Here is a 25,169-nt window from a genome sequence, read left to right as displayed (position 1 = left end):
TGATTCGGCGGGCAGTCAGCTTCCATCGGCAATACTCGCAGAAGGGCTCAAGTTTGGCCGCAGCGTGGCCGAAGCTCAGCCAGAGGGCGCCGCAAAAAAAAGGCGTAGGAAGAATATGAAGGACACAACTGCCGATCCTTTGATCGATGTGGGCCAGCTCAAGGTGGGGATGTTCATCCACCTGGATCTGGGCTGGATGTCGCATCCCTTTCCGCTCAGCAGTTTCAAGCTGAGTTCCGAGGATCAATTGCTGATCCTGCGACGCCTTGGGCTGACGCAGGTGCGCTGGAGTCCGGGCAAGAGCGAGTTGCAGGCCGAGGCTGTTCCCCTGCCCACCGAGCCGGTGGTGGTGACCCTGCCCGCGCAGCTGTCGGCCGAAGAACTGGCTCGCGAGGCCCATCGCAAGTCCCTGGAGGCGCAGCGCGCTGCGCTGAGCCTGTGTGAGCGCCAGTACGCCGAGGCGGCCGGTGCCTTTCGCGGCGTGATGGAGCAACTGGCGACGCATCCCCGCAATTCCCGAGACCAGGCTACCGCCCTGACCGCCGCCTTGCTGGACAAGATGTTGGTGGAGGGCGATCTCAATATCCGCCTGCTCAACGAGGGTGCCGGCGACCGCGGCACTGCACATGCGCTCAATGTCTCGATCATTTCGCTGCTGCTCGGCCGAGCCTTCGGGCTGGGGCGCGAAGAGATGATGGACCTGGGCGTGGGTGCGCTGCTGCACGACATCGGCAAGACCGAGGTGCTGGCACGCCTGCGTCACCGTGACGACAGCTTCACCGCCGCTGAGCTTCAGGGCTATCAGGACCATGTGGCCAAAGGGGTGGCCTTGGCGCAGAGTATGGGGCTGTCGACCGGGCCGCTGCTGGTGATCGCTCAGCACCACGAGAACGCCGATGGCAGCGGCTTTCCGCAGCGCATCAATGTCGATCGCATGAGTGCTGGCGCCCGCATCGTCTCCTTGGTCAACCGCTTCGACGGCCTGTGCAACCCCTTGCTGGCCTCCAAGGCGATGACGCCGCATGAAGGCTTGTCCTTGATGTTTGCGCAAGGGCGCAATCGTTTTGACGCCACCATGCTCAATGCTTTCATCCGCATGATGGGCGTCTATCCGCCGGGCTCGACGGTGCAGCTGACCGATGATCGTTTCGCCTTGGTGGTGGCGGTCAACTCTTCGCGACCACTCAAGCCCAAGGTCATGGTTCATGACCCGCGCGTGCCGCGGGAAGAGGCCTTGGTTCTGAACCTGGAGCAGCATGCCGACCTGGGCATACGGCGTAGCCTGAAGCCGCAGCATCTGCCGCGCGCCTCGCTGGAATATCTGAGTCCGCGCACCCGCGTGGCCTATTTCTTCGAGCCCGTCCAGGGACTCGGCAGCTCGGAGCTGGCGGCGTGACCCTGGTCAGCCTGCAGCTTCCCTCCTCTCCGACCGCCGCCCCGCTCGCCCAAGCCGCCCTCCTCGAGGGCATGCTGGAGGCCGCGTGGCTGGTCGATGGGGGCAGCCGCCGCATCCTTGCGGTGAATGCGGGCGCCGTGGCCTTGCTCGGATCGAGCGCTGGGCAGTGGGTCGGGCAAAGCGTGGAGTCCCTGGCCAGCACGCCCGAGGACCTTCTGTTCTGGCAAGAGGCAGCGCAGGACAACAGCGCTCAGCTGCTCTCGGATACCTTGCTGCGCCATGCCGATGGCCAGATGCTTTGGGTGACTCGACGCATCAGCTTCATCCGCGATGCGGCCGCGTCAGGCGGTGGATTCTGGTTGGTCTCGGTGCGGGATCAGACGCCGCAGCGTCAGGCCGAGGAAGAGCGCGAGGCTTTGGTGGCCGAGCTTCAGGCTACATTGGAATCGACGGCCGATGGCATTCTCGTGGTCGACCTGGCAGGACGCATACGTTCCTTCAATCGCCGCTTTGCCTCGCTCTGGGGGATCCCGCCGGACCTCTTGCGCGAGCGCAATGACGAGGCCGTGCAAACCTGGATGCGGCGCAGCGTGGTCGACGGGGCGGCCTATATGGCGCGCCAAGCAGCCATCCAGGACGCTGCTCTGCTGCAGAGCAGCGATGTCATCAGCCTGCTCGATGGCCGTGTGCTGGAGCGGGTGTCGCTGCCGCAGTTCAGCCGCGGTCGGCCGATCGGGCGTGTCTATTCCTACCGCGACCTCAGTGAAAAGCTGGCCGCCAGCCAGCGCATCGAGGAGCTCGCGCATTCCGATATGTTGACCGGCCTGCCCAACCGGCGCGCCCTGGCCGAACGCATCGATCATGCCCAGGCCATGGCCAAACGCGAAAGCGCGCCGTTTGCGCTGCTCAATGTCGATCTGGATCGCTTCAAGCAGATCAATGACACGCTCGGCCACTCGTATGGCGACCGTGTATTGCGCGAGGTGGCGGAACGCCTGAAAGCCTGCTTGCGCGAGGTAGATCTGGTGGCCCGACTGGGCGCCGATGAGTTTGCGCTGCTGATTCATCAGGCCGATGCCCGCGGTGCCGAGAATGCGGCCCGGCGCGTGCAGGAAGCCATGGCGCGACCTTTTTGCTTCGACACCTTGAGCTTCACCGTCACGTGCAGCACCGGCATCGCTCTGTTTCCGGGCGATGGCGGCAGCGCCGACGAGTTGCTGGGCAGTGCCGAGCAGGCCATGCACTGGGTCAAGGAGAGCGGTCGCGCCGCCTTCCACTTCCACCAGCCTCGCAAGGACGTGGACCTGCTGTCGCGCATGCGCCTGGACCATGCCATGCGGCAAGCCTTGCAGGAGGGGCAGTTCCGGCTGCACTACCAGCCACAGATCAATCTGGCCAATGGCCAGGTGATTGGGGCCGAGGCGCTGATCCGCTGGCGCGATCCCTTGCGTGGCGAGATTTCGCCGTCGGAGTTCATCCCGGTGGCCGAAGAAAGCGGCTTCATCGTCGCCATTGGCGAGTGGGTCTTGCATCAGGCCGTGGAGCAGGCCGCGCGTTGGCTGCGCCAGGGTTGGCGCATGCCGGTGGCCGTCAACGTTTCGGCCCTGCAGTTTCAACAAAGCCAGTTTGCTGATACGGTGGCCCATGCTTTGCGCGCCTCGGGCTTGCCGCCTGGCTTGCTGGAACTCGAACTGACCGAGTCCATCCTGTTGCGCGATGCCGAGGAAGCGCTTCGCCGGCTCCAGTCACTGGCTGCGCTCGGCGTCGGCATGTCCATCGACGACTTCGGCACCGGCTATTCGAGTCTGGGCTACCTCAAGCGCTTTCCGATTCAACGGCTCAAAATCGACCGCAGCTTTGTCACCGGCCTGCCCGCCGATGCCAGCGATGCCGGCATCGTCAATGCCATCATCCAGATGGGCCAGGCCTTGCGCCTGCACGTCATTGCCGAAGGGGTGGAGACCGAGGCGCAGCGCGACTTTCTGCTGCGCGCCGGCTGCGATGAGTTCCAGGGCTATCTGTACGCGCCCGCTCTGGGGCCGCAGGAGTTCGAGGAGCGAGTCTGGCGGCGCGGCGGCCCCAATCCACCAGGTGTGGGCATGCGTTTGATGGGTGGCCTGCTGATCTGAATCGCCAGATGTGCCCTGGGCTTAGGCCCACAATGCGGCGTGTCCAACAGCGATCTCGGGGAGGATGTCCGCCATGATCTATCGATTCAAATCCAAAGCTGGTGCCGACGTCATCATGCTCCAGCCCCAGGGTGAGCAAATCCTGCGCCTGCTGAGCCGTGAAACGGCCGGCCCAGGATTGCTGCGCGGCGCGCAGCTGCCTGAAGCCAGTGCCGCACTGGAGCGGGCCGTGGCCGAGGACGAAGCCGCTTTTGCCCAGCTGCAAGCCGAGGCCTCTGCGGCTGGCGAGCCGCCGCCGCGGCGCGAAGGCATCAGCCTGCGTCAACGCGTCTGGCCTTTGCTAGAGCTGATCGGCCACGCCCAGCGGGCCGAGGCCGATGTGGTCTGGGGCGTCTGAGCCCATGCCGCTCGACAACAGCACCCGCGTTCTTGCCATACGCCATGGTGAAACCGCCTGGAATCGCGACAAGCGCATCCAGGGGCAACTCGATGTGCCCCTGAACGCCGTTGGCGAGGCGCAAGCCCGACGGCTGGCTGCCGCTTTGGCTGGTGAGCGTATTGATGCGGTCTATAGCAGTGATCTGGGGCGAGCCCGTCAGACCGCCATGGCCCTGGCGGAAGGGGCCGGGCAGGCCTTGCAACTGGATCCGGGTCTGCGTGAGCGCCAGTTCGGCATCTTCGAAGGGCAGACTTGGTCGGAAATTGCCGAACGTTGGCCCGAGCAGAGTGAGCGCTGGCGCCGCCGAGATCCTGAGTTTGGTGCTGCCGGCGGTGAAACACTGACCGACTTCTATGCCCGCAGTGTGGCGGCCACAGAGCGCCTGCTGACACGACACGCAGGGCAGACCGTGGTTCTGGTCACGCATGGTGGCGTGCTCGACTGCCTTTACCGGGCCGCCACCCGACTACCCTTGCAGGCGGCCCGCACCTGGACTCTGGGCAATGCGGCCATCAACCGCCTGCTCTACTCTGATGCAGGCTTCATCCTGGTGGGCTGGAATGATGACGCGCACTTGGATGGGGCCGCGCAGGACGAGATCGCCTGACGGTGGGTACAAGTGCTGAAGCGCACAGCAGAGGGTTTAACAGAGAAGTGTTGCAATTTCGCGTCGCTGACTGATTCCTTGCGCGGTCGACTTCTATACTCCCCTCACATTGCGTAGAAGACCGGGTGGCTAAGCCCGGCACAAATTCAACTCACATAAGGCATACGATGAAAAAGATCGCACTCGTGGCTGCTATTGCAGCACTGGCCGCTCCCGCTGTTTTCGCCCAAAGCTCGGTCACCCTGTGGGGCCGTATCAACACCACCGTTGAGAGCCAGAAGGAAGGCGCAGCCGGCCGCAAGGTCGTCGTCGCCAACAATGCATCGCGTCTGGGCTTCAAGGGCACGGAAGATCTGGGCGGCGGCCTGAAGGTCAGCTTCGCTTTGGAGCACGGCCTGAACTCTGACAACGGCGCCGCTTCCGGCGACTTCTGGGGCCGTGAGTCCTCCGTGCAGCTGAGCGGCGCTTTCGGTGCCGTGCGTCTGGGCCGTTGGACCCCGGGTTCGTACTTCGCGACTGCTGACTACATCAGCAACCACAACCACGACACCGGTTCTTCGGAAGACAAGCTGTACTCCGGCGCTGGCTTCACCAGCAAGAACAAGGTCGGCTACTTCACCCCCACCGTGGGTGGTTTCTCCGGTGAAGTCGCTGTGCACGCCGGCGAAGGCGCCGCTGGCGACAAGCGCGGCCTGGACCTGTCCGGTAACTACGACCAGGGTCCTCTGCACCTGGGTGCTGGCTTCAGCAAGCAAGGCGATGCCAAGCAATTCGCCGTGCGCGGTCTGTACGAGCTGGGTTCGGTCATCCTGGGCGCCTACGTCCAGCGTGAAGACAATGGCGCTGCCAAGAACTCCACCCGCACCATCGCTCGCGTTTCGGCCATGTACGTCATGGGCGCTTCGGAATTCCACCTGAACGTTGGCGGCACCAAGGCCGGTGGCGACTCCTTCAACGGTGGCAAGAACGGTGGCAAGCAGTACACCTTGGGCTACAACTACAACCTGAGCAAGCGTACCAAGGTGTATGGCTACTACACGGCTGTGGACAGCACCCAAGCCAAGAGCGTGAACGACTTCAGCTCGCTGGCCGCTGGTATCCGCCACAACTTCTGATCGACCTCGATCACAAGCAAAAAGCGACCTTCGGGTCGCTTTTTTCATGGCTGAAGCAGGCTGAACGAGGCGGGCGTTCAGTCTTCCGCGAAGGCGCCCAGTCGCCCTGGCTGCAGGGGCGCACGCAGTCCGCGAGTCTGTTGTGCCGGCCAGCCCAGCAGGGATTCGGTGATGGGGCCGCAGATGCGGCCTTGGCAAGCGCCCATGCCGCATCGGGTCTGCAGTTTGGCGTCGCGCCAGTCGCTGTGAGCCCTGAGGGCGCCAAGCCGGATGTCCTCGCAGCGGCACACCAAGGTCTGTGCGTCGGCCAATTGCAGCAGTTCGGGTCGCAGAGCGAAGCGAATCGCCAAATGCCGGGCAAAGCGCAGTGCCTGCCGGCGCGCTCTTGCCGCCTCCGGGGCTTGCAACAGCAGTGACTGAGCCGCGAGTGCCCCCTCTGCCAGAGATTTGTCCACGCCGCCAATGCCTGTGCACTCACCGGCGGCATAGACGCCGGCGACCGAGCTGCCCATGCCTTCGTCGACGGCAATCGTGCCGTCTGATTGCAGCTGGCATCCCAGCAGCTGTGCCAGTTCGGTGTTGGGCAGCAAGCCAAAGCCAACGCCCAGGGCATCGCATGCCAATTCTCGGCGGGCCTTGCCTTGAATCAGCTGCACCGATTGCAGGCGGTCCTGTCCGATGGCTGCCTGTACCCAGGTGCCGGCTCGGTAGGGAATGTCCCGCAAGCGCCATGCCAAGCTCGCAGCTTGCGTGACTTTGCGGGCATTCAGGCTGGCCGCAAAGCGGATCAGCTGCCCACGCGAGGCCTGTTCGGCGATCAGCAAGACCTGAGCCCCGGCTTGTCTCACCGTGTCGGCCGCGGCCAGCAGCAAAGGGCCGCTTCCCGCCAGGACCACGCGCTGTCCGGCGACAGGCCAACCTTGCTTGACCAGCGCTTGCAGGCCGCCCGCTCCCGTCACGCCGGGCAGGGTCCAGCCGGGGAAGGGCAGGTGGCGCTCACGGCCACCGAGGGCCAGAAGCATTTGTGGTGCTGCGACATGCAAGGCCTGCGATCCCGTCGCTGCGGGCGTCTGCAGGCGCAGACCGTGCAGTGCCTCTGGACCTTGCCCGCGGGGCTCGGCGGCGATCACCGTACATCCGAAGCAGGTCTGCAACATCGGGTGGCGCAAGGCGGTATCGAGCTGACGCTGCCAGAACTTTGGCAGGCCGGCCCGCCAGATCTGGCCGCCGGCGCGCATGGATTGATCGACCCAGATGACCCGGCGCCCGGCGTCCAGCAGTGGCAGCAGGGCCGCAATGCCCGCTGGGCCGGCTCCGACGATGATGACATCGGCTTCCCGCCGCGCCGAGCTTGCTTGCGCGACCGTGTTCATGCCTGGGTCTCGATGCGCATGCCCTCGGCCACCGGCGTCATGCAAGCCAGGCAGTGGTCTTGACCATCGATGCGGACACGGCATTCCTGGCATTGGCCCATGCCGCAGAACGCGGCACGCGGCTGCCCGCTCTCGCTGCGGCGGCTGTGTGTCAGCCCGGCGCACTTCAGGGCGGCGGCGACATGGCAGTGGGCGGGCACGCGCAGGGCTTGGCCGTTGATGTAGACCTGGATCTCGGCGGCGGGCGCGTCAGGCATGGGCTGGGCTTTCTTGGAATCGCGCGGGTCTGAACGGGTCGGGCTTCAATGTCGTGTCCTGCCCCAGGCTCAGCTGCACCAGCAGTTCGGCGGTGGCCATTGCGGTGGTGATGCCCAGGCCCTCGTGCCCGGTGGCCAGCCAGCAGCGGTGCAGGCGCGGGTGGGCGCCGATCAGGGGTTGGCCGTCACGGCTGGCCGGGCGCACGCCGGTCCAGCAGCGCAGCAGGCTGAGTTCGGCCAGGCCGGGCAGGTAGTGCAGGGCTTGGCGCAGCATCTGCTGCAGCAGGACGGGATCCAGTGCGGAGTCGTCTCGGCCAATCTGGCGCGAGGAGCCGATCAACAGTTGCCCGCCAGGCCGCGGCTGCAGATTGAAGGACACGGTGTCTTGATCCACCAGATGGGCGCGTTTCAGGTAGCCCAGCTCGACAAGTTGGTGCTGCACCCGCCCCGGGTGACGCTGGGTGATGGCCAGATGACCTTTTTTGGGCAGCAGCCAGCCGGCGGGAAGTTGCTCCTGCGCGGCCAAGCCGGTGCAGATCACCGTCATGGCGCCCCAGAGTTCGCGACCGTCGTCTAGGCGCACGGATGCACCCTTGAAACCCACGGCTCGTGCGCGGAAGACCTTGGCCTGAGCTTCCTGCAGCCATTGTGCGGCCACACGTGGCGGGTAGACGCGGCCGTCGTCAGGCACATGCAGTGCGCCGAGCAGGTCTCGGCGCAGCATGGGCTCGGCTTGCGCCAATTTTTCGCGGTTTAGAAGCTCAGCGGCCAGGCCCTGGCTGCGGAACCAGTCGCGCTTGCGTTCGGCCAGGGCCCACTCTTCGGCGTCTGCGGCCAACCAGAGCGTGCCGCAGCGGCTGTATTCGGCCAGCTCGCGGTGCGCCTCCTGCTCATGCAGCCAGTTCTGCCAGAGCTGCAGGCTGCGCCGGCTCAGGTCCGATTCAGTCTGGTCCGCCGGGTCCAGGGCGTCGACGGCCAGCAGATGTCCCATGGATGCCGCGGTCGCTCCGCCGCCGATGGGCCCAGCTTCGACCACAGCCACGCTCAAGCCTTGGCGCGCGTACTCGCGTGCGCAGGCGGCGCCGATGATGCCGCCGCCGATGATGATCACATCGGCATGGCGGCGAGTGGGCAGAGGCTGGGCGGCCATCAGCCGCCGCTACTGCAGCTGTCGCCTCTGATGCCCCAGGCAAAGGGATCGCCAGGCTGGAAGATCAAATTCGCATCGAGGGTGATGTAGGCTTGGCCATGAATGCTGGGCAGCACGCGGCCATGGTCTGCGGTCTGAAAGCTGGCCGTGAAGTGGCTGCCGATCACGCTTTCCTGCACCCAGCGCGCGCCGGGCGCCAGCTTGCCCTCGGCGGCCAGGCAGGCGATCTTGGCGCTGGTGCCGGTGCCGCAAGGCGAGCGGTCGTAGGCCTTGCCGGGGCAAAGCACAAAGTTGCGGCCTTGGTGGTCGGGGTGACGAGCCGGTCCGATCAGCTCGATATGGTCGATCTCCTGCTCAAGCTCTCCGGTGATGCCTTGCTCCTGCAGGGCAAGGCGGATGCGCCAGGACAAGTCGGTCAGGGCCTCGACTTCGCTCAGGCGCAAGTCCAAGCCATGGTCTTCACATAGAAAGAACCAGTTGCCGCCCCAGGCCACATCGCCGTGAACGGCGCCATGGCCGGGCACTTCGACGCGCAGCTGACGCGCCCAGCGGTAGGCCGGCACATTGGCCACAGTGACGCTGCCGTCCTCGTGGAGCGTGGCGCTGACTGTGCCGACCGGCGTCTCGATGCGGTGCTCACCCGCTTGGATGCGACCCAGAAATGCCAAGGTGGCGACCAGGCCAATGGTGCCATGGCCGCACATGCCGAGGTAGCCGACGTTGTTGAAGAAGATCACGCCAGCGCTGCAGCTTGGGTCTTGTGGCTCGCACAGCAGTGCGCCGACCAGCACGTCCGAGCCGCGCGGTTCGTTGACGATGGCGCTGCGCCAGACGTCGTGTTGTTCGCGCAGTCGCGTCAGTCGTTCGGCCATGCTCCCACTGCCCAGGTCCGGGCCACCGTCAATCAGGATGCGGGTCGGCTCGCCGCCGGTGTGGGAATCGATGATGCGCATGGCGTAAGGGTGATTGAGAAAAATTTCAGGCGATGACGGCGCTGGCGAAGCTGCGCAGATAGTCCATCAAGCCATCGGCGGCGGCGCTGGCACGTTCGGACTCGCCGGCCGCAATGGCTTCCGCCAGCATCAGATGACAACGCGAGCCTTCGCTCATATCGCCTTGGTGTTGATAGGCATACCAGAAGCGCCGGCACTGGATGATCATGGGCACGACGGCGGCCACCGCGAAAGGGTTGCGGCAGGCTGCATGAGCCACATGGTCCAGAGCCTGGTCGGCCGCCATATAAGCCGCCAGATCGCCGGCCTGGCTGGCTTTGATCATCTGGCGAGCGCAATGCAGCAGGTCCTGGCGTTGCTGCGGCGTGGCGCGGCGTGCGGCGGTAGCTGCGATCAATCGCTCCAGCACGCGCCGTGCCTCGATCAGGTCCAGATGCTCGGCCAGGCGGATGTCGCTGACCAGCAGGCCGCGACGCGGCTGCTGCACGATCAGGCCGCTGGCCACCAGGCGCATCAGGGCCTCGCGAGTGGGCGTGCGGCCCAGACCCGTGCGCTCAATCAGCTCGGCCTCGACGATGGGTGCGCCCGGGCGCAACTCCAGTGTGGCGATCATGGATTCCAGCGCGTCATAGGCCTGGTCGGCGTAGCGACGTTTGTCGGGTTCGCCCTCCTCGGTGGCTGGGGCGTTCTTTGAGCTGGAGTCCTGGCGGCTACTTTTCATGGCTACATCATCGCAGGCCATCGGCCCTTGTCAGAACGGATCAGAACAGGCCGCTCAAATCGGGCCGGGTGTCCAGGCCTTTTTGGATGATGGTGGCTACGCGTTCTCGCTCTGCGCCGACCAGGGGCAAGCGCGGGCGGCGTACGTTCTCATTGCCGACGCCGGCCATGGCCTCGGCAAGTTTGATGTTCTGCACCAGTTTGGCGCTGACATCGAGGTGCAGCAGGGGCATGAACCATTGGTAGATCTTCAGTGCTTCGTCGTAGCGCTTGGCCTGCATCAGCTTGTAGATGGCCACGGTTTCGGCTGGGAAGGCGTCACACAGGCCGGCCAGCAAGCCTTCGCAGCCCAGGGCCAGGGCTTCGAAGCTGAGGTCATCGACGCCGATGAAGAGTTGGTAGCGCGTGCCCAGGGTGTTGCGCAGATCGGTGATGCGGCGGATGTTGTCGGTCGATTCCTTGATGGCCACCAGCCATTCGCAATCGGCCAACTCGGCCATGTCCTCGGGCTTGAGGTCGACGCGGTAGGACACCGGGTTGTTGTAGATCATGATGGGCAGTTGCGCGGCCGCTGCGATGGTGCGCACATTGGTCATGGCCTCGCGAGTGTCGGCTGGGTAGAGCACGGCGGGCATCAGCATCAGGCCTTGCACGCCCAGCTTGGCAGCGGCTTCGACATAGCGGATGGCATTGCGCGTGCTGGTTTCCGACACATTGGCCAACACTGGCACGCGACCGGCAGAGACGCGCAGGGCGGTGGCCGCCACCTCCAGCTTTTCCTCTAGCGTCAAAGTGCTGGCTTCGCCCAAGGATCCGCCGGTGACCAGCCCGTGCACGCCGTTCTGGATCTGGAACTCGAAATGGCGCTCCATCTCGGCGATGTCCAGGTCTTCGTTGGGCTTGAACTTGGTGGTGACCGCGGGGAAGACGCCGGTCCAGCGAGGCAGATTCGAAGCAAGAGAAGAGGTCATGTGAATTCTCATTTGAGTTGGTATTCTGTAAATATATTAACGGCGCGACTTGCTGTCAAGCACAGCCGGCCCCAGATGGGCCTCGGTGCTGCAGGCTTGCCGCGCAGTCGTCATGCAGGAGGACCCCAGCATGGCAGGCCTTAGGCGGCGCATACAATCCGCCGTTCATTCGGGCACCGGCCCCGCGTGGCATGGGCTTGGTCCGATGTCCGCATTCAAATCAAAAGGGAATTTCTCGTGTTCATCTCCAATGCTTTCGCCCAGGCTGCGCCCGCTGCCGCCACCGGTACGGAGTCCAGCCTGCTGAGCATGCTGCCTCTGGTGCTGATGTTTGTGGTGCTGTACTTCGTGATGATTCGTCCCCAGATGAAGCGCCAGAAGGAACACAAGGCCATGATCGACGCCATCGCCAAGGGCGACGAGGTGGTCACATCGGGTGGGCTGTTGGGCAAGATCAGCAAGGTCGGCGAAAGCTACCTGAGTCTGGAAGTGGCCAACGGTGTGGAGCTGCAGGTGCAGCGCGGCGCCGTCGTGCAAGTGCTGCCCAAGGGCACGATCAAGTAATCCGAAACCCGGCCCGGCTGCCCGCCCCGGGTGGCCCGGGCCGACAAGAAGCCAGCCGCTTGCGCGGCGGCCCAACCGGCATCGCTGCCGCTTCTTTGCATGAGCAGAGGCGGTACCGGTGTGCGGGCCTGAGAGGAAGCCTTCATGAACCGTTACCCGCTGTGGAAGTACGCGATCCTGGTCGTCGCGCTGCTGATCGGCATCATCTACACGCTGCCGAATTTCTTCGGTGAGGCGCCTGCGGTGCAGGTCTCCAGCGGCAAGGTCACCGTCAAGGTCGACGCCGCGGTGGCCACGCGCGTGGAAAAGGCGCTCAGCGATGCTCAGATCAAGCCCGACTTCGTCCAGTTTGAAGGCGGCTCGGTGCGGGCCCGGTTTGCCGACCTGGACACCCAGGTCAAGGCCAAGGACGTCATCAGCAAAGCGCTGAATGCTGACCCGAACGAGCCCAGCTACATCGTCGCGCTGAATCTGCTCTCGCGCTCGCCGCGCTGGCTGACCGCCCTGCATGCCAACCCTATGTACTTGGGCCTGGACTTGCGCGGCGGTGTCCACTTCCTGATGCAGGTCGACATGAAGTCGGCGCTGACCAAGAAGGCGGAAAGCCTGACCGGTGATGTGCGCACCATGCTGCGCGAGAAGAACATTCGCCACGCCGGTATCAACCGCGACGGCAATGCCGTCGGCGTCACCTTCCGAGAGGAAGCGGTGCGCAAGCAGGCCCTGGCCGTGCTCAGTGAACAACTGCCAGATGTTCAGTGGCTGCCGGTGACTGAAGGTCTGGACCTGCGTCTGGTCGGCACGCTCAAGCCCAAGGCCCAGGTGGCCGTGCAGGACGCAGCGCTGCAGCAGAACATCACCACGCTGCACAACCGCGTCAATGAACTCGGCGTGGCGGAACCGGTGATTCAGAAGCAGGGCACAGACCGTGTCGTCGTGCAACTGCCGGGCGTGCAAGACACGGCCAAGGCCAAGGACATCATCGGCCGCACCGCCACGCTGGAACTGCGCATGGTGGACGACAGCGCCGAGGCGCAGGCTGCGCTGGCCGGCAGCGGCCCGGTTCCTTTCGGCACCGAACGCTTCATCGACCGCGGTTTCGGCCCCATCATCGTCAAGCGCCAGGTGGTGCTGACCGGTGAAAGCCTGAACGATGCCCAAACCACCTTCGACGACAAGCAGCAACCCGCCGTCAGCTTGACCGTGGACGCCAAGGGCGCCCGCATCATGAAGGACATCTCGCGCGAGAACATCGGCAAGCGCATGGCCATCATCTTGTTCGAAAAGGGCAAGGGCGAGGTCGTGACCGCGCCGGTGATCCGTGGCGAGCTGGGCAATCGCTTCCAGATCTCGGGCTCCATGAGCACGCAGGAAGCCAACGACACCGCTTTGCTGCTGCGCGCCGGTTCCCTGGCTGCACCGATGGAAATCATCGAAGAGAAGACGGTCGGCCCCAGCCTGGGTGCTGAGAACATCGCCAAGGGCATTTTGAGCGTGACCTGGGGCTTTGTGGCTGTGGCCGTCTTCATGTGCATCTATTACATGTTGTTCGGCGTGTTCTCGTCCCTGGCGCTCGGCTTCAATCTGCTGATGTTGCTGGCCCTGCTGTCCATGCTGCAGGCGACCCTGTCCTTGCCGGGTATCGCCGCGATTGCGCTGGTGCTGGGTATGGCGATTGACTCCAATGTGCTGATCAACGAGCGCATCCGGGAAGAACTGCGCGCCGGTGTGGCGCCACAGGCGGCCATCAGCATCGGCTACGAGCGCGCGTTCGCGACCATTCTGGATTCGAATGTGACCACATTGATCGCCGGCATCGCTTTGCTGGCCTTCGGTTCCGGTCCAGTCAAGGGTTTCGCCATCGTTCATTGCCTGGGCATTCTGACGTCGATGTTCTCCTCGGTCGTGTTCTCGCGTGCTCTGGCCAATCTTTGGTATGGCCGCCAGAAGAAGCTGAAGTCGCTGTCGATTGGGCAGATCTGGAAACCCGCAGCGAGTCCCGAGGCTGAGCAGCAGCCCGTGGCCAAGGCCTAATCAAGAAAGCCTCGAATCATGGAACTGTTCCGAATCCAGCGGGATCTCCCGCTGATGAAGCATGCGTTGATCTTCAACGTCATCTCCTTCCTGACTTTTGCCGCGGCCGTTTTCTTCCTGGTCACGCGCAGCCTGAACTTCTCGGTGGAGTTCACCGGTGGCACCGTCATCGAGATCGAGTATGCCAAGACAGCTGAGCTCGAAAAGACCCGCCATGTGGTTGAAAAGATGGGCTTTGGCGAAATCGTGGTGCAGAACTTCGGCAGTTCGCATGACGTCATGCTGCGCCTGCCTCTGCGCGGCGACATCAAGCAGACCGAGCAGGTGGACCGCGTTTTCTCCGAGCTGTGCTCGGCGGAATCCGGCCATATCAGCCAACGTCAAGTCGTCAGCGACAAGGGCGAGGCCATCAGCAAGCAGGTCTGCCTGACCGCGGACGGCGCCGAGCCGGTCAAGCTCTCTCGCAGTGAGGTGGTGGGCCCGGCGGTGGGTGAAGAGTTGGCCCATGACGCGGCCCTGGCTCTGATCGTGACCGTGGTCGGCATCATGATCTACTTGGCCTTCCGCTTTGAATGGAAGTTCGCCGTGGCTGGCATCATCGCCAACCTTCACGACGTGGTCATCATTCTTGGCTTCTTTGCCTACTTCCAGTGGGAGTTTTCCCTGGCGGTGCTGGCCGCGATTCTGGCGGTGCTGGGCTACTCGGTGAATGAGTCGGTGGTGATTTTTGACCGGGTGCGAGAAGCCTTCCGAAAGTTCCGCAAGTTGAACACCCATCAAGTGATTGACCACGCGATCACCAGCACCATGAGCCGCACCATCATCACCCACGGCAGCACGCAGTTGATGGTGTTGTCCATGCTGATCTTCGGCGGCCCGACCCTGCACTACTTTGCTGTGGCACTGACCATCGGCATTTTGTTCGGCATCTATTCCTCGGTTTTTGTGGCCGCGGCGATCGCCATGTGGTTGGGTGTCAAGCGCGAAGATCTGGTGAAGACGCCCATCAACAAGGAAGATCCTGACGATCCAAACTCTGGAGCCGTGGTGTAGAGTGGTCGAAAACCACTCAGCATGACCTACGAATTCCCATGAGCGCAGCCGCCCGCAATCAGGCCTTGGCCTCCCAGGCGCGGCGCATCTATATCGAGTCCTTGGTGCGTGGCATCTCGGCACTCGGCAAGGTGCTCAATGAAGCTGCCGCGCAGCTGCTCTTGCAGACGACCGAATATGCGGTGATGGTGGCGCGGCGTGATGGCGTGCAGTCCTGGAACCGCCACGGCCCGGCCTGGCTATCCGGCGTGATCAGCGGCCTGCGCCATGCGGCGGTCTACGGCATCGTGGAGACGTCCACTGCAGCTGCGGCTTCGGGTGCGAGCGAGCAGGCGACCATGTCCTTGGTCGACGACGACACCATCGAGCGCGAGATCACGGCCTCGCGCCTGGCCTTGGCCATGATGGACAAGGCGACCTGGGAGTTCACCGACCTGCGCACCCGCATGCAGGTCCTGGAAAAGCAGGATGACATGCCGGCGCAGGACCTCCTGCGTGCCAACGTCGTGGCCAAGCTGGTGCTCGACGCCTGGACGCGCAGCGGTCTGGCCGGCTCCGATTGGCAGATGCTGAGGACCACGCTGCATGAGGAGTTTTCCCAGCTGCTGGTCGAGTGCTATCACGAGACCAACCGCTGGCTGATTTCTCAGTCGGTGCTGCCCGAGGTCGATTTGCGCCCCTTCATTCGCCGCAGCAACGACAGCACGCCGCTGGCCTCTGCCTCGGCCTATGTGCCTGGCGCCGGTATGCCATACGGCGCGACGCAGTTCGGTGCCGCCGCGCGTTCGCCGCAGATCCGCGCGGCATCGGGCTTCCCCGACGCCAGCGCTGGCGCAGTCGTGCGCAGCCCGGCCAGCAGCCAAGCTGAAGAGGTGTTGCAGTTGCTGCAGAAGATTGTCGGACGTCAAGTGCCGGCCTTTGGCGCGACGGCCATGGCCGAAACCGTGGCGACGCGCGCTGCCGCTGTGGCCAGTGAGACGGCCTCCCGCATGGATGCCAGCTCGGCGCCGACTCAGGTCGAGCCCATGGCATTCGCTTCCGCTCAGCCGCCGGCGTACCTCGCCTCCCGTCCGGCTGCGCCCCGTCTCAGTGCGGCCATCAAGCATGCCCAGGAATCGCTGCAGCGCGAATCCGTACACGCCGAGGGTCAGCCTTCGGCCGCCCCTAAGCTGCTGGAAGAAATCAAGACCCGCAACCAGGCTTTCAAGTCGGTGCTCAAGCAGGCCGCCGACACGCCGGCCGAGCGCGCCACCATCGAGCTGGTGGCCATGATGTTCCAGAGCATCCTGATGGAGGAGCACATCCCGGCCTCGGTGCGCGTTTGGTTTGCCCGCCTGCAGATGCCGGTGCTGCGCGTCGCCGTCAGCGAACCCGATTTCTTTGCCACCACCGACCATCCGGCCCGCCAGTTGATCGACCGCATGGGTGCTTGTGTCATGGGCTTTAGCGGCAACACTGGCACCAGCGGCGCCGCCGGCGACCCGCTGGAGCGCGAAATCAAGCGTGTGGTGCAGGTGGTTGAGGCCTATCCGGACACCGGCCGCCGTGTTTTTCAGACCGTGCTGACCGAGTTCGAGAAGTTCCTCGACAACTACTTCAAGAACGAGAATCAGACCACCCGCCACGGTGTCTCCCTGGCCCAGCAGGTCGAGCAGCGCGAAACCCTGGCCATCCAGTACACCATCGAGCTGCGCAAGATGCTCAACGAGGTGCCGGTGCAGGACGGGGTGCGCGAATTCCTGTTCCACATCTGGGCCGATGTGCTGGCCGTCACGGCGGTGCGCACTGGCGCCCAGTCCGACAACACCAAGCAGATGAAGCGTGCCGCTGCCGACCTGATCTGGTCGGCCAGTGCCAAGGTCTCCCGCGAGGAGCGTGCCGAGGTGATTCGCCGCCTGCCGCCCTTGCTCAAGACCCTGCGCGACGGCATGGGTCAGGCGGGGCTGTCGGTCGACAAGCAGGACGAGCATGTGCGCGGCCTGAACAATGCCTTGGCGGCAGCCTTCACCGCCAAGACCGCGGCGATCCCGCGCGAGCGCCTGGACGAGCTGATGGACCAGTTGGAAACGCTGGAAACCATGCTGCCCGAGGGCAGCGAGGAGGCCGATATCAATGAGCTGCTGGTCCGTGACCTGTCCGGGCATGAGTCCGACGGCATGGAGGTGGTGGCCGAAGGCGGTTCGGCGCCGACGCCGGCCATGCTGGCCTGGGCGCGCGAACTCCAGGTCGGCGGCTGGTTCATGCTGGATTACCGTGGCCGCAACGAAGCGGTGCAGCTGGCCTGGCGCGGTATGCGCCGGCAAATGGCCTTGTTCGTCACGCCCACGGGCCGCGGCGTGCTGTTCCCGCTCAACCGCATGGCGGCCTTCTTGCAAGCTGGTCTCTTGCGTCCCGCTCAGGACGAGGCCTTGACCGTGCGCGCCACCCGCAATGCGCTGGCCAAGCTTGATGTCGATCCCTCCCGCCTGCTGAATTGAGGCTGGGCATGTTTCCATGCAAAAGGGCTGCCTCGGCAGCCCTTTGTCATCATCGCGCGAGCGTTTTCACTCAGTGGATCAGGCGGTCTTCCGGCGCCACGAAGAGTTCGTCCAGGATCAGTGCATCGGGCTCTTCGCCGAGGCTCCAGAACACCATCAGCACGATGATCTTCAGGTCTTCGAGGTCCATGGGGCCGCCGGAAATGGCCATGGCGCGGTCGATCACCATCTCGCGCATGGGCGGGCGCAGCACGCCGGCCGAGGCGAGGAAGCTGATGAAGCCGACCGAGGGCTCGCCCAGATGGTCGAGTTCCGCGGTCGAGTAAACACGCAGGCTGTTCTCGCTCTGTTGGCCCTGGAAGGACGTGGCCGCGCTGGCCAAGCCATCCAGCCAAGACAAGGCCTCTTGGATCTCGTCCGTTTCGAAACCCACGGCCGACAATTTGCGCGTCAGCTGGGCGTGATCCGGGCAGGCGTCCGGCCGCCAATAGGTTTCGTAGAGGTAGACCAGGACGTCAAACATGGGCTGACTATAACCCAGGCACTTCGCAGAAAAATGGCGAGAAATGGCCGCAAAGAGCCTGGAAATGCTCGGGAAAGCCCGTTTCGGCCTCTGCGGCGCGCGAGCCGCAGCCTGCCTTCAAGCGCCGGCCCGGCGTTGAAATCGTTGCCCGGCCAAACGTGCCACCTGCCCCGCCAACTCCAGTTCCAGCAGTTGGGCCTGCAAGTCGGCGACCGTCCATCCGCCGCGTTGCTGCAAGGCATCGAGTCCGATGGGATCGAAGCCCATCAGGTCCAGCACCTGCTGCTGGGCGGGGCTGCACAGGGCCGGGCTGCCGTCGCCGTCGGCCGCGGCCTTCCGGGAGCCAAGCATGCCCGGCGGCAGTTCCTCCAGTACATCGGCCGCCGTCTCCACCAGTTTGGCGCCCTGGCGGATCAAGGCGTGGCAGCCGCGGCTCAGCGGTGAATGGATGGAGCCGGGAATCGCGAACACCTCGCGACCCGCTTCGCTGGCCAGCCTTGCCGTGATCAACGAGCCCGAGGCCAAGGCCGCTTCCACCACCAGAGTGCCTAGGCTCAGTCCGGCAATGATGCGGTTACGGCGTGGGAAATTGGTTGGCAGGGCCGGCATGCCCCAGGCGTACTCGCTGATCAGCAGGCCCTGCTGGCCGATTTCCTCGGCCAGGGCCCGGTGCCGCTTGGGGTAGATCTGATCGAACCCAGTGCCCATGACCGCGATGGTGGCGCCACTGGCCGCGAGCGCGCCTTGGTGCGCTGCTCCGTCCACGCCCAGGGCCAGACCCGAGCAGATGCACAGGCCGGATTGGCTCAGCTCGCGGGCGAACGCGCGGGCGTTGTCGCGGCCCTGCGCAGTCGGGTTGCGGCTGCCCACCATGGCCAGACAGGGCTCGCGCAGCAGCTCGCGTCGGCCCTTCAGGTAGAGCAACAAGGGCGGGTCGGCCGTGGCCAGCAGCTGCGTCGGGTAGTCGGCTTCGCCGAGCAACAGAATCTGGTGCGAGGCGTCGGCCTGCAGCCAGTTCCATGTGTGCTCCAGCACCGCCGCCATGTACTCGGGCGGCTGGCTCAAGGCCTCGCGCTGCCGAGGGCTGAGTACATCGGTCCAAGCGTTGCCGGGCAGTTCGAACACCGCCTGGGGTGAACCCAGCTGACTCAGCAATGCGCGCGCGGTCTCCAGGCCGATGCCGGGGCTTTCCAGCAAGCGAAGCCAGGCGGTCAGTTCAGCGCGGTCCCACATCGCTGCTGGCCGCGTGGCGGGCCTCAGGGTTGGCTGAAGCGGTCGCCGGCTCGCACCGGGTCCTTGACCGAGATGATCAGGGCGTAGGACACGCGGGCGTAGACCTGGAACACAAACAGCACACCATGGCGTTCGTCGGGCAGTTTGATGGTTTCACGCAGGCCATCGGTGCGGTCGACCACGCGCCGTCCTTGCTGCCACAGGGCCAGCACATGCCCGCGTTCGAGGCCGTCTCGGCTGCCGCGGTTCAGGGCCACGATCTGGTTCTGGCCGGCATTGAGGCCCTCGCCGTAGATGGAGACGATCTGGCCGGCGATGGGCTGGGCCGGCGCATGCGGCACATAGCGCGAGAAGCTGCGCTGCGGCACGGGCGAGAGCCGGTCACCGACGCCGATCTCCTGGCGCACGGTCTTGATCGTCAAGGTTGCCGGAACCACCTCACTCTTGCCGTCCGGCAGTGGGCTGCTCTGCTCCGGGCGGGTCAGCTCGGCCGTGCCCAAATAAGGCGCTTCGTAACCGAGGATCTCACCGGTGCTCGGGTCGAGCAGCGGGCGAGTGCTGCGGAAGACCCGGTAGTCGCTGGCCTGGCTGAGGTCGCCTCGGGCATAGGCCAAGTCGCCGCGGGTCAGGAGCACGCGGCTCTCGGGCGTGGCGACGATGCGCGGTGCTTTTGCCAGCTCATCGCTGTCGAACACCACGGCGTCGTTCAGGAAAGGTTCGATCAAATTGAGCGCGATGGCGCTGATGGAGCCGTCGTCGACGCCCGAACTCCGCACGCGCGGCGATAGCTTGACGGTGTCGCCACTGAACGTGCCGCTGCTGCTCAGGGCTTGGGCCAATTGCAAGCGGGCGCGGCCGTCGATCTTGACCAGCACCAACACCTGGCCGGGGTAGATCAGATGCGGGTTGCTGATCTGATCGCGGTTCATGCCCCAGAGCTCGGGCCAGCGCCAAGGGCTCTTGAGGAAGAGCTTGGAGATGTCCCAGAGCGTGTCTCCGGCCTTGACGGTGTGGGAGTCCGGCGCATCGGCCGCCAACTCACTGAGGGGGACACCGGCTTGGGCGACCCGGTCGGCGGTGGCACGTTGCTGGCCACTGATGGGCAGGCTGCTGGTTTGGGCGACGGCGCCGAAGCTGAAGGCGGCCAGGCTGGCGGCCAACAGCAGATTCAGGGGGGTGTTCTGGGTGGGCCGGGCGGACATCAGCGATTCACAAACAGGCATCGAGCACTCTCTACCGCAGACCGGCTGCGGGTGGGTTGGACAGACTTCGGGGTCTTTTTTTCAAACCATTGCACGGGGTGCTTTGCCGCGTCCTCAGACCAGCGGCGCCAATTCAGCGAAAATCCCCCCAGGCCGCGACGATTCTGCCCCCAAAAACAGGGCGTCGCAATGAACAAAGAGGGCGCTTTCGCCCTCTTGCAAGCACTTACAAACAGGCGTTGTGCTGAGTCCACACACGCAAGCTCATGGCGAAACTGAACATTCTGCGTTATCCCGATCCTCGTTTGCACACGGTGGCCAAGCCGGTCACCGCTGTGGACGAGCGCATCCGCCAGCTCGTCGATGACATGCTGGAAACCATGTATGCCGCGGAGGGCGTGGGTTTGGCGGCCAGCCAGATCGATGTCCACGAGCGCGTGGTCGTGATCGACACCTCCGAGGAGCGCGATCAGCCTCTGGTCCTGATCAACCCCGAGATCATCGAAACCAGCGCCGAATTCACCGAAGGCGAAGAAGGCTGCCTGTCGGTGCCGCAAATCTATGACAAGGTTCCGCGCCATTCGCGCGTCACGGTGCGCGCACTCAACCGCGAAGGCCAGAGCTACGAGTTCAAGGCCGAGGGCCTGCTGGCCGTTTGCGTTCAGCATGAGCTCGATCACCTGATGGGCAAGGTCTTCGTTGAATACCTGAGCCCGCTCAAGCGCGAGCGCATCAAGACCAAGATGGTCAAAAAGACCCGCGAAGAAGAAGGGCGCCGCCGCTGATGGCCGGCACCGCAGTGTCAGCCCCGCGTTCGAACGGCCCTCGGGTCGTGTTCGCCGGCACGCCGGAGTTCGCGGCCACTGCGCTGGCCGCCTTGTTGGCGGCAGGCTTCGAGGTTCCTCTGGTGCTGACCCAGCCCGACCGGCCCGCCGGTCGCGGCATGAAGCTGCAAGCTTCGGCGGTCAAACAACTGGCGCTTCAGCATGGCATCCCGGTCGCCCAACCGCGCAGCCTGCGCCTGGATGGCAAGTTCCCCGAGGACGCTGCCGCCGCGCGCCAGGCCTTGCTGGACGCCCGCGCCGATGTGATGGTGGTGGCCGCCTACGGTTTGATCCTGCCGCAGTGGGTGCTGGACCTGCCCGGTGCCGGCCGCAGCACGGGCCTGCGCGGCTGCCTCAACATCCACGGTTCGGTGCTGCCGCGTTGGCGAGGTGCGGCGCCCATCCACCGCGCCATCGAGGCCGGTGACGCCGAAACCGGCATCACCATCATGCAGATGGATGCCGGTTTGGACACGGGTGACATGTTGCTGATCGAGCGCCTGCCCATTGCCGCGGACGACAGCACGGCCAGCTTGCACGACAAGCTGGCGGCCCTGGGCGGCCGCATGGTGGTCGAGGCCCTGGAGCTGGGGGCTTGCGGTGGTTTGACGGCCACGCCCCAGCCTGCCGAGGGCGTTTGCTACGCCCACAAGATCGAGAAGGCCGAGGCGCAGATCGATTGGCAGCAAGATTCCGTTCAGATCGCGCGCCGCCTGCGCGCCTTCGATCCGTTTCCGGGCGGGGCGTCGCAGCTGGACGGCGAGCTGCTCAAGATCTGGCGCGCCGAAGTCTGCGAGCGCGGGGACGGTCTTGCCCTTGAGGGTCAGGTCTTGCGGGTGGATGAGGCTGGCATCGTCGTCGCCTGCGGCCAGGGCGCTGTGCGCCTCACCGAGCTGCAGCGCGCCGGTGGCAAACGCTTGCCGGCCGCAGCCTTTTTGCAGGCCCGGCCGGTGCTTGTGGGCGCTCGTTTCGAGTCCGGCGCGGCCTGAGACCCGCTTGAAACCGGGTCTTTCGGCCCGATCTGCAGGACTCCACCGTCCTTTTGCAAGGAGCCCCTCGCCATGTTCAATCTGATGAAGACCGCCATCCTGATGGCCGCCATCACCGCCTTGTTCATGGCCCTGGGGCGCTTGATTGGCGGACAGGCCGGCATGATGCTGGCGCTGCTGGTGGCGCTGGGCATGAACTTCTTCAGCTACTGGTTCTCCGACCAGATGGTGCTGAAGATGTACAAGGCCCGCGAGGTGGACGAGACCTCGGCGCCGCAGTTTTACGGCATGGTGCGCGAGCTGGCCCAGCGCGCCCAGCTGCCGATGCCGCGCGTTTACCTGATTGACGAGGACGCGCCCAACGCCTTTGCCACCGGCCGCAACCCTGAGCATGCGGCCGTGGCGGCGACCACCGGCATCTTGCGCGTGCTGTCCGAGCGCGAGCTGCGCGGCGTGATGGCCCATGAACTGGCCCATGTGAAGCACCGCGACATCTTGATCAGCACCATCAGCGCCACCATGGCCGGTGCGATCTCCATGCTGGCCAATTTCGCCATGTTCTTCGGCGGCCGCGACAGCGAAGGCCGCCAGAGCAATCCGCTGGTCGGCATTTTGGTTGCCTTCCTGGCGCCGATTGCGGCCGGCCTGATCCAGATGGCCATCAGCCGAGCCCGCGAGTTTGAAGCCGACCGCGGCGGTGCCGAGATTTCCGGCGACCCCCAGGCCCTGGCCTCGGCGCTGAACAAGATCCATCGCTTTGCGCAAGGCCTGCCGATGGAGGCGGCCGAACGGCACCCCGAGACGGCGCAGATGATGATCATGAACCCGCTCTCCGGCGGCGGTTTGGCGGGTCTGTTCAGCACGCATCCGGCCACCGAGGAGCGGGTGGCGCGGCTGATGGCCATGGCGCAGCGCTGAAGCGGGCATGCAAACGCCGTGCTCAAGCTGACCCGTGGCTGGCCGATACTGATGATATGAAGCCTCCTTCGACCGCGCCTCGTCGCGCCTTGCTGTCTTTGCCGCTGCTTGCCAGTCTGCTGGCCTTGGCTGGTTGCGAGCAGTTGGGCATCGAGGACCCGGCCAAGGTCATGGCCGCCAAGGAAGCCGAGGGTAAGGCCATCGGCAGCGCCTGCCGCCACGCCATGCGCGCCATCGAAGACTGCTACACCTTGAACCCCAAGGCCCACAAGGCCTCGGTTTTCAATGGCTGGAAGGAGATGGACGAGTACATGCGCGAAAACAAGCTCGAAGGCGTGGCCCCGGTCGTGCCGCGGCCGCCCAAGCCTGGCAGCCCCGAGGCCCTCGCGCTGGAAGAGAAGGCGGCCGCAGCCGCCGAGGCCAAGGCCAGCGGCGAGAAAGAGGGCGTCAAGGAAGCCAAGGGCAAGGCCAAGGCCCATTGAATCAGGTTGCCCTCCTCACGAGCGTCAAGCAGCCGTCACCCGCCCGTGACGGCTTTTTTACACTTGGCGCCGCCGACCTTGCGTTTGGTCGAACCGTGCTGGGGGTTGGAGGGCGATTCACTGAAGATGCCGTCACCCCAAACGGATCTTGTTCGCCCCTCACTTACCTGGAGCCCCCAATGCTGCAACGTCGCCTGTTCGCCATCTCCGCCTTGAGCGCCCTCAGCCTGTTCGCCGCCACCAGCAGCCATGCCTGGAGCTGGGGCAATTCCGAGCGCATCAAGGGCACGGGTGATGTCAGCAGCGAGACACGCGATATCGGCAGCTTCGACAGCATCAGCCTCAGCGGAGGTTTCAAGGTGCTGGTGCGACAAGGTGCACAGAGTCGGGTCGAGGTGAAGACCGATCGCAATCTGCAGAGCTATATCGAGACACGCGTCGTCGACGGCAAGAAAGGCCGCACCTTGGAAATTGCCCCCAAGCGTGGTTATGAGGTCCAGGGCTCGGTGCGACCCGAGATCGTGCTGGACATGGCCCAGCTGCGCAGCATTGCGGTCGGCGGCTCGGGCGATGTGCGCGTCGAGGCGATGAAGTCTCCGGATGTTGACGCCAGCATCGCCGGCTCCGGTGATGTGCTGTTCGTGGATCTGAGCAGCGATCGCCTGGGCCTCAAGGTGGCGGGCAGCGGCACCGTCACGGCCCATGGTCGCGCCAGCAACCTGAGCTTGTCGATTGCCGGCTCGGGCGATGTGCGCGCCCGCGGCCTGCTGGCCGATGACGTCAAGGCTTCGATTGCGGGCAGCGGCGATGCCGAGGTGAACGCCAGCAAGACACTCAAGATCTCGATCGCGGGCTCGGGAGATATCGCCTATCTGGGCTCGCCCGAGGTCAGCACTTCGGTGGCCGGCAGTGGCCGGGTGCGCCGCCTCAACAATCCCTGAGCCTGTGCTGAGTTCGCCCGCCCGGCCCGGCTTTGATGTCGGCGCGACAGCGCAGAAGCGGGCGTGCCGCGACAATGGCGCATGCTTCAATCCCTGAGGGCGCAGTACCGCCACCCTGAATTCCGGCGCGGTGCGCGCGAGATGGCCGGCATCACCCTGGGCATTTCGGCCTGGGGCCTGGTGACCGGCGTGGCCATGATCAAGAGCGGCCTGTCCGTCTGGCTGGCGCTCTTGATGAGCCTGGTGGTGTTCGCCGGCAGCTCGCAGCTGGCCGCCTTGCCCCTGATCGCCAGCGGTGCACCGATGTGGGTGCTCTGGGCCACGGCCTTCTGCGTCAACCTGCGTTTCATCATCTTCAGCGTGCAGTGGCGCATGTACTTCGGCCACCTGCCCCTGCTGCGACGCCTACACATTGCCTACTTCGCGGCCGATCTCAATTACGTGGCCTTTCTCAAACGCTTTCCTGAGGCCAAGTCACATCCCGACCAAGCGCCTTACTTCTGGGGCGGCGTCTGCATGAACTGGACGGCTTGGCAGATCCCTTCCATCACCGGTATCTTGCTGGCCAACCATGTGCCCACGCATTGGGGCCTGGGTTTCGCCGGCGTGCTGGCGCTGCTGGGCCTGTCCTACACCTTGCTCAAGGACCGCAAGACTTGGGTCTCGGCCGCCTTGGCAGGCTGCGCCGCGGTGGCGGCCTATGCCTTGCCGCTGCGCCTGAACATCATGGTGGCCATCGCCGTGGCGGTGACAGCTGGCCTGCTGATGGAGCATTGGTGGCCGGCGCAAAGCGAGCCTGCGCGAGAGGTGCGCGAATGA

The 25,169-nt window shown here is 64.9% G+C and carries 24 protein-coding genes; 15 read left to right on the top strand and 9 right to left on the bottom strand.

What is annotated here, in order from left to right; translation table 11 throughout:
- Positions 1 to 115 precede the first annotated feature (115 nt).
- From LNV23_RS01290 to LNV23_RS01270, 5 genes are all read left to right on the top strand, one after another.
- Positions 116 to 1,396: a cyclic di-GMP phosphodiesterase gene (locus LNV23_RS01290; RefSeq protein ID WP_263561284.1), complete on the top strand. Its 1,281-nt coding sequence runs from the start codon at positions 116 to 118 to the stop codon at positions 1,394 to 1,396.
- On the top strand, positions 1,393 to 3,525 hold the full coding sequence (locus tag LNV23_RS01285) for a putative bifunctional diguanylate cyclase/phosphodiesterase (protein ID WP_263561283.1): 2,133 nt from the start codon (positions 1,393 to 1,395) through the stop codon (positions 3,523 to 3,525). Before LNV23_RS01290 ends, LNV23_RS01285 begins: the two co-directional genes overlap by 4 nt.
- A 73-nt stretch (positions 3,526 to 3,598) precedes the next feature.
- Entirely contained in the window at positions 3,599 to 3,922 is a 324-nt protein-coding gene (locus LNV23_RS01280) for a DUF1840 domain-containing protein (RefSeq protein WP_263561282.1), read from the top strand.
- A 4-nt stretch (positions 3,923 to 3,926) separates the two neighbouring features.
- On the top strand, positions 3,927 to 4,571 hold the full coding sequence (locus LNV23_RS01275) for a histidine phosphatase family protein (protein WP_263561281.1): 645 nt from the start codon (positions 3,927 to 3,929) through the stop codon (positions 4,569 to 4,571).
- Between the two features lie 167 nt (positions 4,572 to 4,738).
- Positions 4,739 to 5,686 carry a porin gene (locus LNV23_RS01270; RefSeq protein WP_263561280.1) on the top strand — a complete coding sequence of 316 codons (948 nt, stop codon included), beginning with the start codon at positions 4,739 to 4,741 and terminating at the stop codon, positions 5,684 to 5,686.
- Positions 5,687 to 5,763: 77 nt separating this feature from the next.
- Here LNV23_RS01270 and LNV23_RS01265 read toward each other — a convergent pair whose 3' ends face one another.
- The 6 genes from LNV23_RS01265 to LNV23_RS01240 are packed head-to-tail and all read right to left on the bottom strand — an operon-like array spanning position 5,764 to position 11,110.
- Positions 5,764 to 7,059, bottom strand: a complete 1,296-nt coding sequence (locus LNV23_RS01265; RefSeq protein WP_263561279.1) for an FAD-dependent oxidoreductase — start codon at positions 7,057 to 7,059, stop codon at positions 5,764 to 5,766.
- Positions 7,056 to 7,316, bottom strand: a complete 261-nt coding sequence (locus tag LNV23_RS01260; RefSeq protein WP_263561278.1) for a (2Fe-2S)-binding protein — start codon at positions 7,314 to 7,316, stop codon at positions 7,056 to 7,058. The genes LNV23_RS01265 and LNV23_RS01260 overlap by 4 nt, the downstream gene beginning before the upstream one ends.
- The gene (locus tag LNV23_RS01255; RefSeq protein WP_263561277.1) at positions 7,309 to 8,466 is read right to left on the bottom strand and encodes an NAD(P)/FAD-dependent oxidoreductase; all 1,158 of its coding nucleotides are present in this window, start codon (positions 8,464 to 8,466) and stop codon (positions 7,309 to 7,311) included. Before LNV23_RS01255 ends, LNV23_RS01260 begins: the two co-directional genes overlap by 8 nt.
- The gene (locus LNV23_RS01250) at positions 8,466 to 9,419 is read right to left on the bottom strand and encodes a 4-hydroxyproline epimerase (protein ID WP_263561276.1); all 954 of its coding nucleotides are present in this window, start codon (positions 9,417 to 9,419) and stop codon (positions 8,466 to 8,468) included. The genes LNV23_RS01255 and LNV23_RS01250 overlap by 1 nt, the downstream gene beginning before the upstream one ends.
- Before the next feature lie 25 nt (positions 9,420 to 9,444).
- On the bottom strand, positions 9,445 to 10,140 hold the full coding sequence (locus tag LNV23_RS01245) for a GntR family transcriptional regulator (RefSeq protein ID WP_263561275.1): 696 nt from the start codon (positions 10,138 to 10,140) through the stop codon (positions 9,445 to 9,447).
- 40 nt (positions 10,141 to 10,180) lie between these two features.
- On the bottom strand, positions 10,181 to 11,110 hold the full coding sequence (locus LNV23_RS01240) for a dihydrodipicolinate synthase family protein (RefSeq protein ID WP_263561274.1): 930 nt from the start codon (positions 11,108 to 11,110) through the stop codon (positions 10,181 to 10,183).
- Positions 11,111 to 11,347: 237 nt separating this feature from the next.
- Between LNV23_RS01240 and yajC the strand changes: the two genes are divergently transcribed.
- The 4 genes from yajC (at position 11,348) to LNV23_RS01220 (ending at position 17,238) form a co-directional block, all read left to right on the top strand.
- Positions 11,348 to 11,674, top strand: a complete 327-nt coding sequence (gene yajC, locus LNV23_RS01235) for a preprotein translocase subunit YajC (RefSeq protein WP_263516557.1) — start codon at positions 11,348 to 11,350, stop codon at positions 11,672 to 11,674.
- A 144-nt stretch (positions 11,675 to 11,818) separates the two neighbouring features.
- Positions 11,819 to 13,708 carry a protein translocase subunit SecD gene (gene secD, locus LNV23_RS01230; protein ID WP_263561273.1) on the top strand — a complete coding sequence of 630 codons (1,890 nt, stop codon included), beginning with the start codon at positions 11,819 to 11,821 and terminating at the stop codon, positions 13,706 to 13,708.
- An 18-nt stretch (positions 13,709 to 13,726) separates the two neighbouring features.
- Positions 13,727 to 14,761, top strand: coding sequence for a protein translocase subunit SecF (secF, locus tag LNV23_RS01225; RefSeq protein ID WP_263561272.1), 1,035 nt, complete (start codon positions 13,727 to 13,729; stop codon positions 14,759 to 14,761).
- 38 nt (positions 14,762 to 14,799) lie between these two features.
- A complete protein-coding gene (locus tag LNV23_RS01220) occupies positions 14,800 to 17,238 on the top strand; it encodes a DUF1631 family protein (protein ID WP_263561271.1) in 2,439 nt (812 codons plus the stop codon).
- Between the two features lie 70 nt (positions 17,239 to 17,308).
- Here LNV23_RS01220 and LNV23_RS01215 read toward each other — a convergent pair whose 3' ends face one another.
- The 3 genes from LNV23_RS01215 to LNV23_RS01205 all read right to left on the bottom strand — a co-directional run bounded on the left by LNV23_RS01215 (position 17,309) and on the right by LNV23_RS01205 (position 20,196).
- Positions 17,309 to 17,761, bottom strand: a complete 453-nt coding sequence (locus tag LNV23_RS01215; RefSeq protein WP_263516561.1) for a Smg family protein — start codon at positions 17,759 to 17,761, stop codon at positions 17,309 to 17,311.
- 117 nt (positions 17,762 to 17,878) lie between these two features.
- A complete protein-coding gene (gene dprA, locus LNV23_RS01210) occupies positions 17,879 to 18,994 on the bottom strand; it encodes a DNA-processing protein DprA (RefSeq protein WP_263561270.1) in 1,116 nt (371 codons plus the stop codon).
- Positions 18,995 to 19,017: 23 nt separating this feature from the next.
- Positions 19,018 to 20,196, bottom strand: coding sequence for a LysM peptidoglycan-binding domain-containing protein (locus LNV23_RS01205; RefSeq protein ID WP_411910530.1), 1,179 nt, complete (start codon positions 20,194 to 20,196; stop codon positions 19,018 to 19,020).
- 266 nt (positions 20,197 to 20,462) lie between these two features.
- Here LNV23_RS01205 and def point away from each other — a divergent pair, with 266 nt between their 5' ends.
- The 6 genes from def to LNV23_RS01175 all read left to right on the top strand — a co-directional run bounded on the left by def (position 20,463) and on the right by LNV23_RS01175 (position 25,169).
- The gene (def, locus tag LNV23_RS01200; RefSeq protein WP_263561268.1) at positions 20,463 to 20,981 is read left to right on the top strand and encodes a peptide deformylase; all 519 of its coding nucleotides are present in this window, start codon (positions 20,463 to 20,465) and stop codon (positions 20,979 to 20,981) included.
- Positions 20,981 to 22,009: a methionyl-tRNA formyltransferase gene (gene fmt, locus LNV23_RS01195; RefSeq protein ID WP_263561267.1), complete on the top strand. Its 1,029-nt coding sequence runs from the start codon at positions 20,981 to 20,983 to the stop codon at positions 22,007 to 22,009. The genes def and fmt overlap by 1 nt, the downstream gene beginning before the upstream one ends.
- Before the next feature lie 72 nt (positions 22,010 to 22,081).
- Positions 22,082 to 22,927 (top strand): zinc metalloprotease HtpX, encoded by an 846-nt coding sequence (htpX, locus tag LNV23_RS01190; RefSeq protein ID WP_263561266.1) that lies wholly within the window; start codon positions 22,082 to 22,084, stop codon positions 22,925 to 22,927.
- Between the two features lie 56 nt (positions 22,928 to 22,983).
- Positions 22,984 to 23,409, top strand: coding sequence for a hypothetical protein (locus LNV23_RS01185; RefSeq protein WP_411910523.1), 426 nt, complete (start codon positions 22,984 to 22,986; stop codon positions 23,407 to 23,409).
- A 179-nt stretch (positions 23,410 to 23,588) separates the two neighbouring features.
- The gene (locus LNV23_RS01180) at positions 23,589 to 24,350 is read left to right on the top strand and encodes a head GIN domain-containing protein (RefSeq protein WP_263561265.1); all 762 of its coding nucleotides are present in this window, start codon (positions 23,589 to 23,591) and stop codon (positions 24,348 to 24,350) included.
- Positions 24,351 to 24,431: 81 nt separating this feature from the next.
- Positions 24,432 to 25,169, top strand: a complete 738-nt coding sequence (locus LNV23_RS01175; RefSeq protein ID WP_263561264.1) for an AzlC family ABC transporter permease — start codon at positions 24,432 to 24,434, stop codon at positions 25,167 to 25,169.

It is taken from the genome of Kinneretia sp. DJ1R-11, assembly GCF_025717595.1.
Classification (GTDB): domain Bacteria; phylum Pseudomonadota; class Gammaproteobacteria; order Burkholderiales; family Burkholderiaceae_C; genus Paucibacter_A.
The sequence above is the reverse complement of the archived record's forward strand: the minus strand, read 5'-3'. Positions and strand labels throughout refer to the sequence as shown.

What these genes read in the sequence shown, in the direction of transcription:
- secF (WP_263561272.1), top strand. Translation starts at nt 13,727, where the DNA reads ATGGAACTGTTCCGAATCCAGCGGGATCTCCCGCTGATGAAGCATGCG.
- LNV23_RS01290 (WP_263561284.1), top strand. Translation starts at nt 116, where the DNA reads ATGAAGGACACAACTGCCGATCCTTTGATCGATGTGGGCCAGCTCAAG.
- LNV23_RS01180 (WP_263561265.1), top strand. Translation starts at nt 23,589, where the DNA reads ATGCTGCAACGTCGCCTGTTCGCCATCTCCGCCTTGAGCGCCCTCAGC.
- LNV23_RS01175 (WP_263561264.1), top strand. Translation starts at nt 24,432, where the DNA reads ATGCTTCAATCCCTGAGGGCGCAGTACCGCCACCCTGAATTCCGGCGC.
- LNV23_RS01220 (WP_263561271.1), top strand. Translation starts at nt 14,800, where the DNA reads ATGAGCGCAGCCGCCCGCAATCAGGCCTTGGCCTCCCAGGCGCGGCGC.
- LNV23_RS01260 (WP_263561278.1), bottom strand. Translation starts at nt 7,316, where the DNA reads ATGCCTGACGCGCCCGCCGCCGAGATCCAGGTCTACATCAACGGCCAA.
- LNV23_RS01240 (WP_263561274.1), bottom strand. Translation starts at nt 11,110, where the DNA reads ATGACCTCTTCTCTTGCTTCGAATCTGCCTCGCTGGACCGGCGTCTTC.
- LNV23_RS01215 (WP_263516561.1), bottom strand. Translation starts at nt 17,761, where the DNA reads ATGTTTGACGTCCTGGTCTACCTCTACGAAACCTATTGGCGGCCGGAC.
- fmt (WP_263561267.1), top strand. Translation starts at nt 20,981, where the DNA reads ATGGCCGGCACCGCAGTGTCAGCCCCGCGTTCGAACGGCCCTCGGGTC.
- LNV23_RS01280 (WP_263561282.1), top strand. Translation starts at nt 3,599, where the DNA reads ATGATCTATCGATTCAAATCCAAAGCTGGTGCCGACGTCATCATGCTC.
- LNV23_RS01250 (WP_263561276.1), bottom strand. Translation starts at nt 9,419, where the DNA reads ATGCGCATCATCGATTCCCACACCGGCGGCGAGCCGACCCGCATCCTG.
- htpX (WP_263561266.1), top strand. Translation starts at nt 22,082, where the DNA reads ATGTTCAATCTGATGAAGACCGCCATCCTGATGGCCGCCATCACCGCC.
- LNV23_RS01185 (WP_411910523.1), top strand. Translation starts at nt 22,984, where the DNA reads ATGAAGCCTCCTTCGACCGCGCCTCGTCGCGCCTTGCTGTCTTTGCCG.
- LNV23_RS01205 (WP_411910530.1), bottom strand. Translation starts at nt 20,196, where the DNA reads ATGTCCGCCCGGCCCACCCAGAACACCCCCCTGAATCTGCTGTTGGCC.
- dprA (WP_263561270.1), bottom strand. Translation starts at nt 18,994, where the DNA reads ATGTGGGACCGCGCTGAACTGACCGCCTGGCTTCGCTTGCTGGAAAGC.
- def (WP_263561268.1), top strand. Translation starts at nt 20,463, where the DNA reads ATGGCGAAACTGAACATTCTGCGTTATCCCGATCCTCGTTTGCACACG.
- secD (WP_263561273.1), top strand. Translation starts at nt 11,819, where the DNA reads ATGAACCGTTACCCGCTGTGGAAGTACGCGATCCTGGTCGTCGCGCTG.
- LNV23_RS01270 (WP_263561280.1), top strand. Translation starts at nt 4,739, where the DNA reads ATGAAAAAGATCGCACTCGTGGCTGCTATTGCAGCACTGGCCGCTCCC.
- LNV23_RS01245 (WP_263561275.1), bottom strand. Translation starts at nt 10,140, where the DNA reads ATGAAAAGTAGCCGCCAGGACTCCAGCTCAAAGAACGCCCCAGCCACC.
- LNV23_RS01265 (WP_263561279.1), bottom strand. Translation starts at nt 7,059, where the DNA reads ATGAACACGGTCGCGCAAGCAAGCTCGGCGCGGCGGGAAGCCGATGTC.
- LNV23_RS01275 (WP_263561281.1), top strand. Translation starts at nt 3,927, where the DNA reads ATGCCGCTCGACAACAGCACCCGCGTTCTTGCCATACGCCATGGTGAA.
- LNV23_RS01255 (WP_263561277.1), bottom strand. Translation starts at nt 8,466, where the DNA reads ATGGCCGCCCAGCCTCTGCCCACTCGCCGCCATGCCGATGTGATCATC.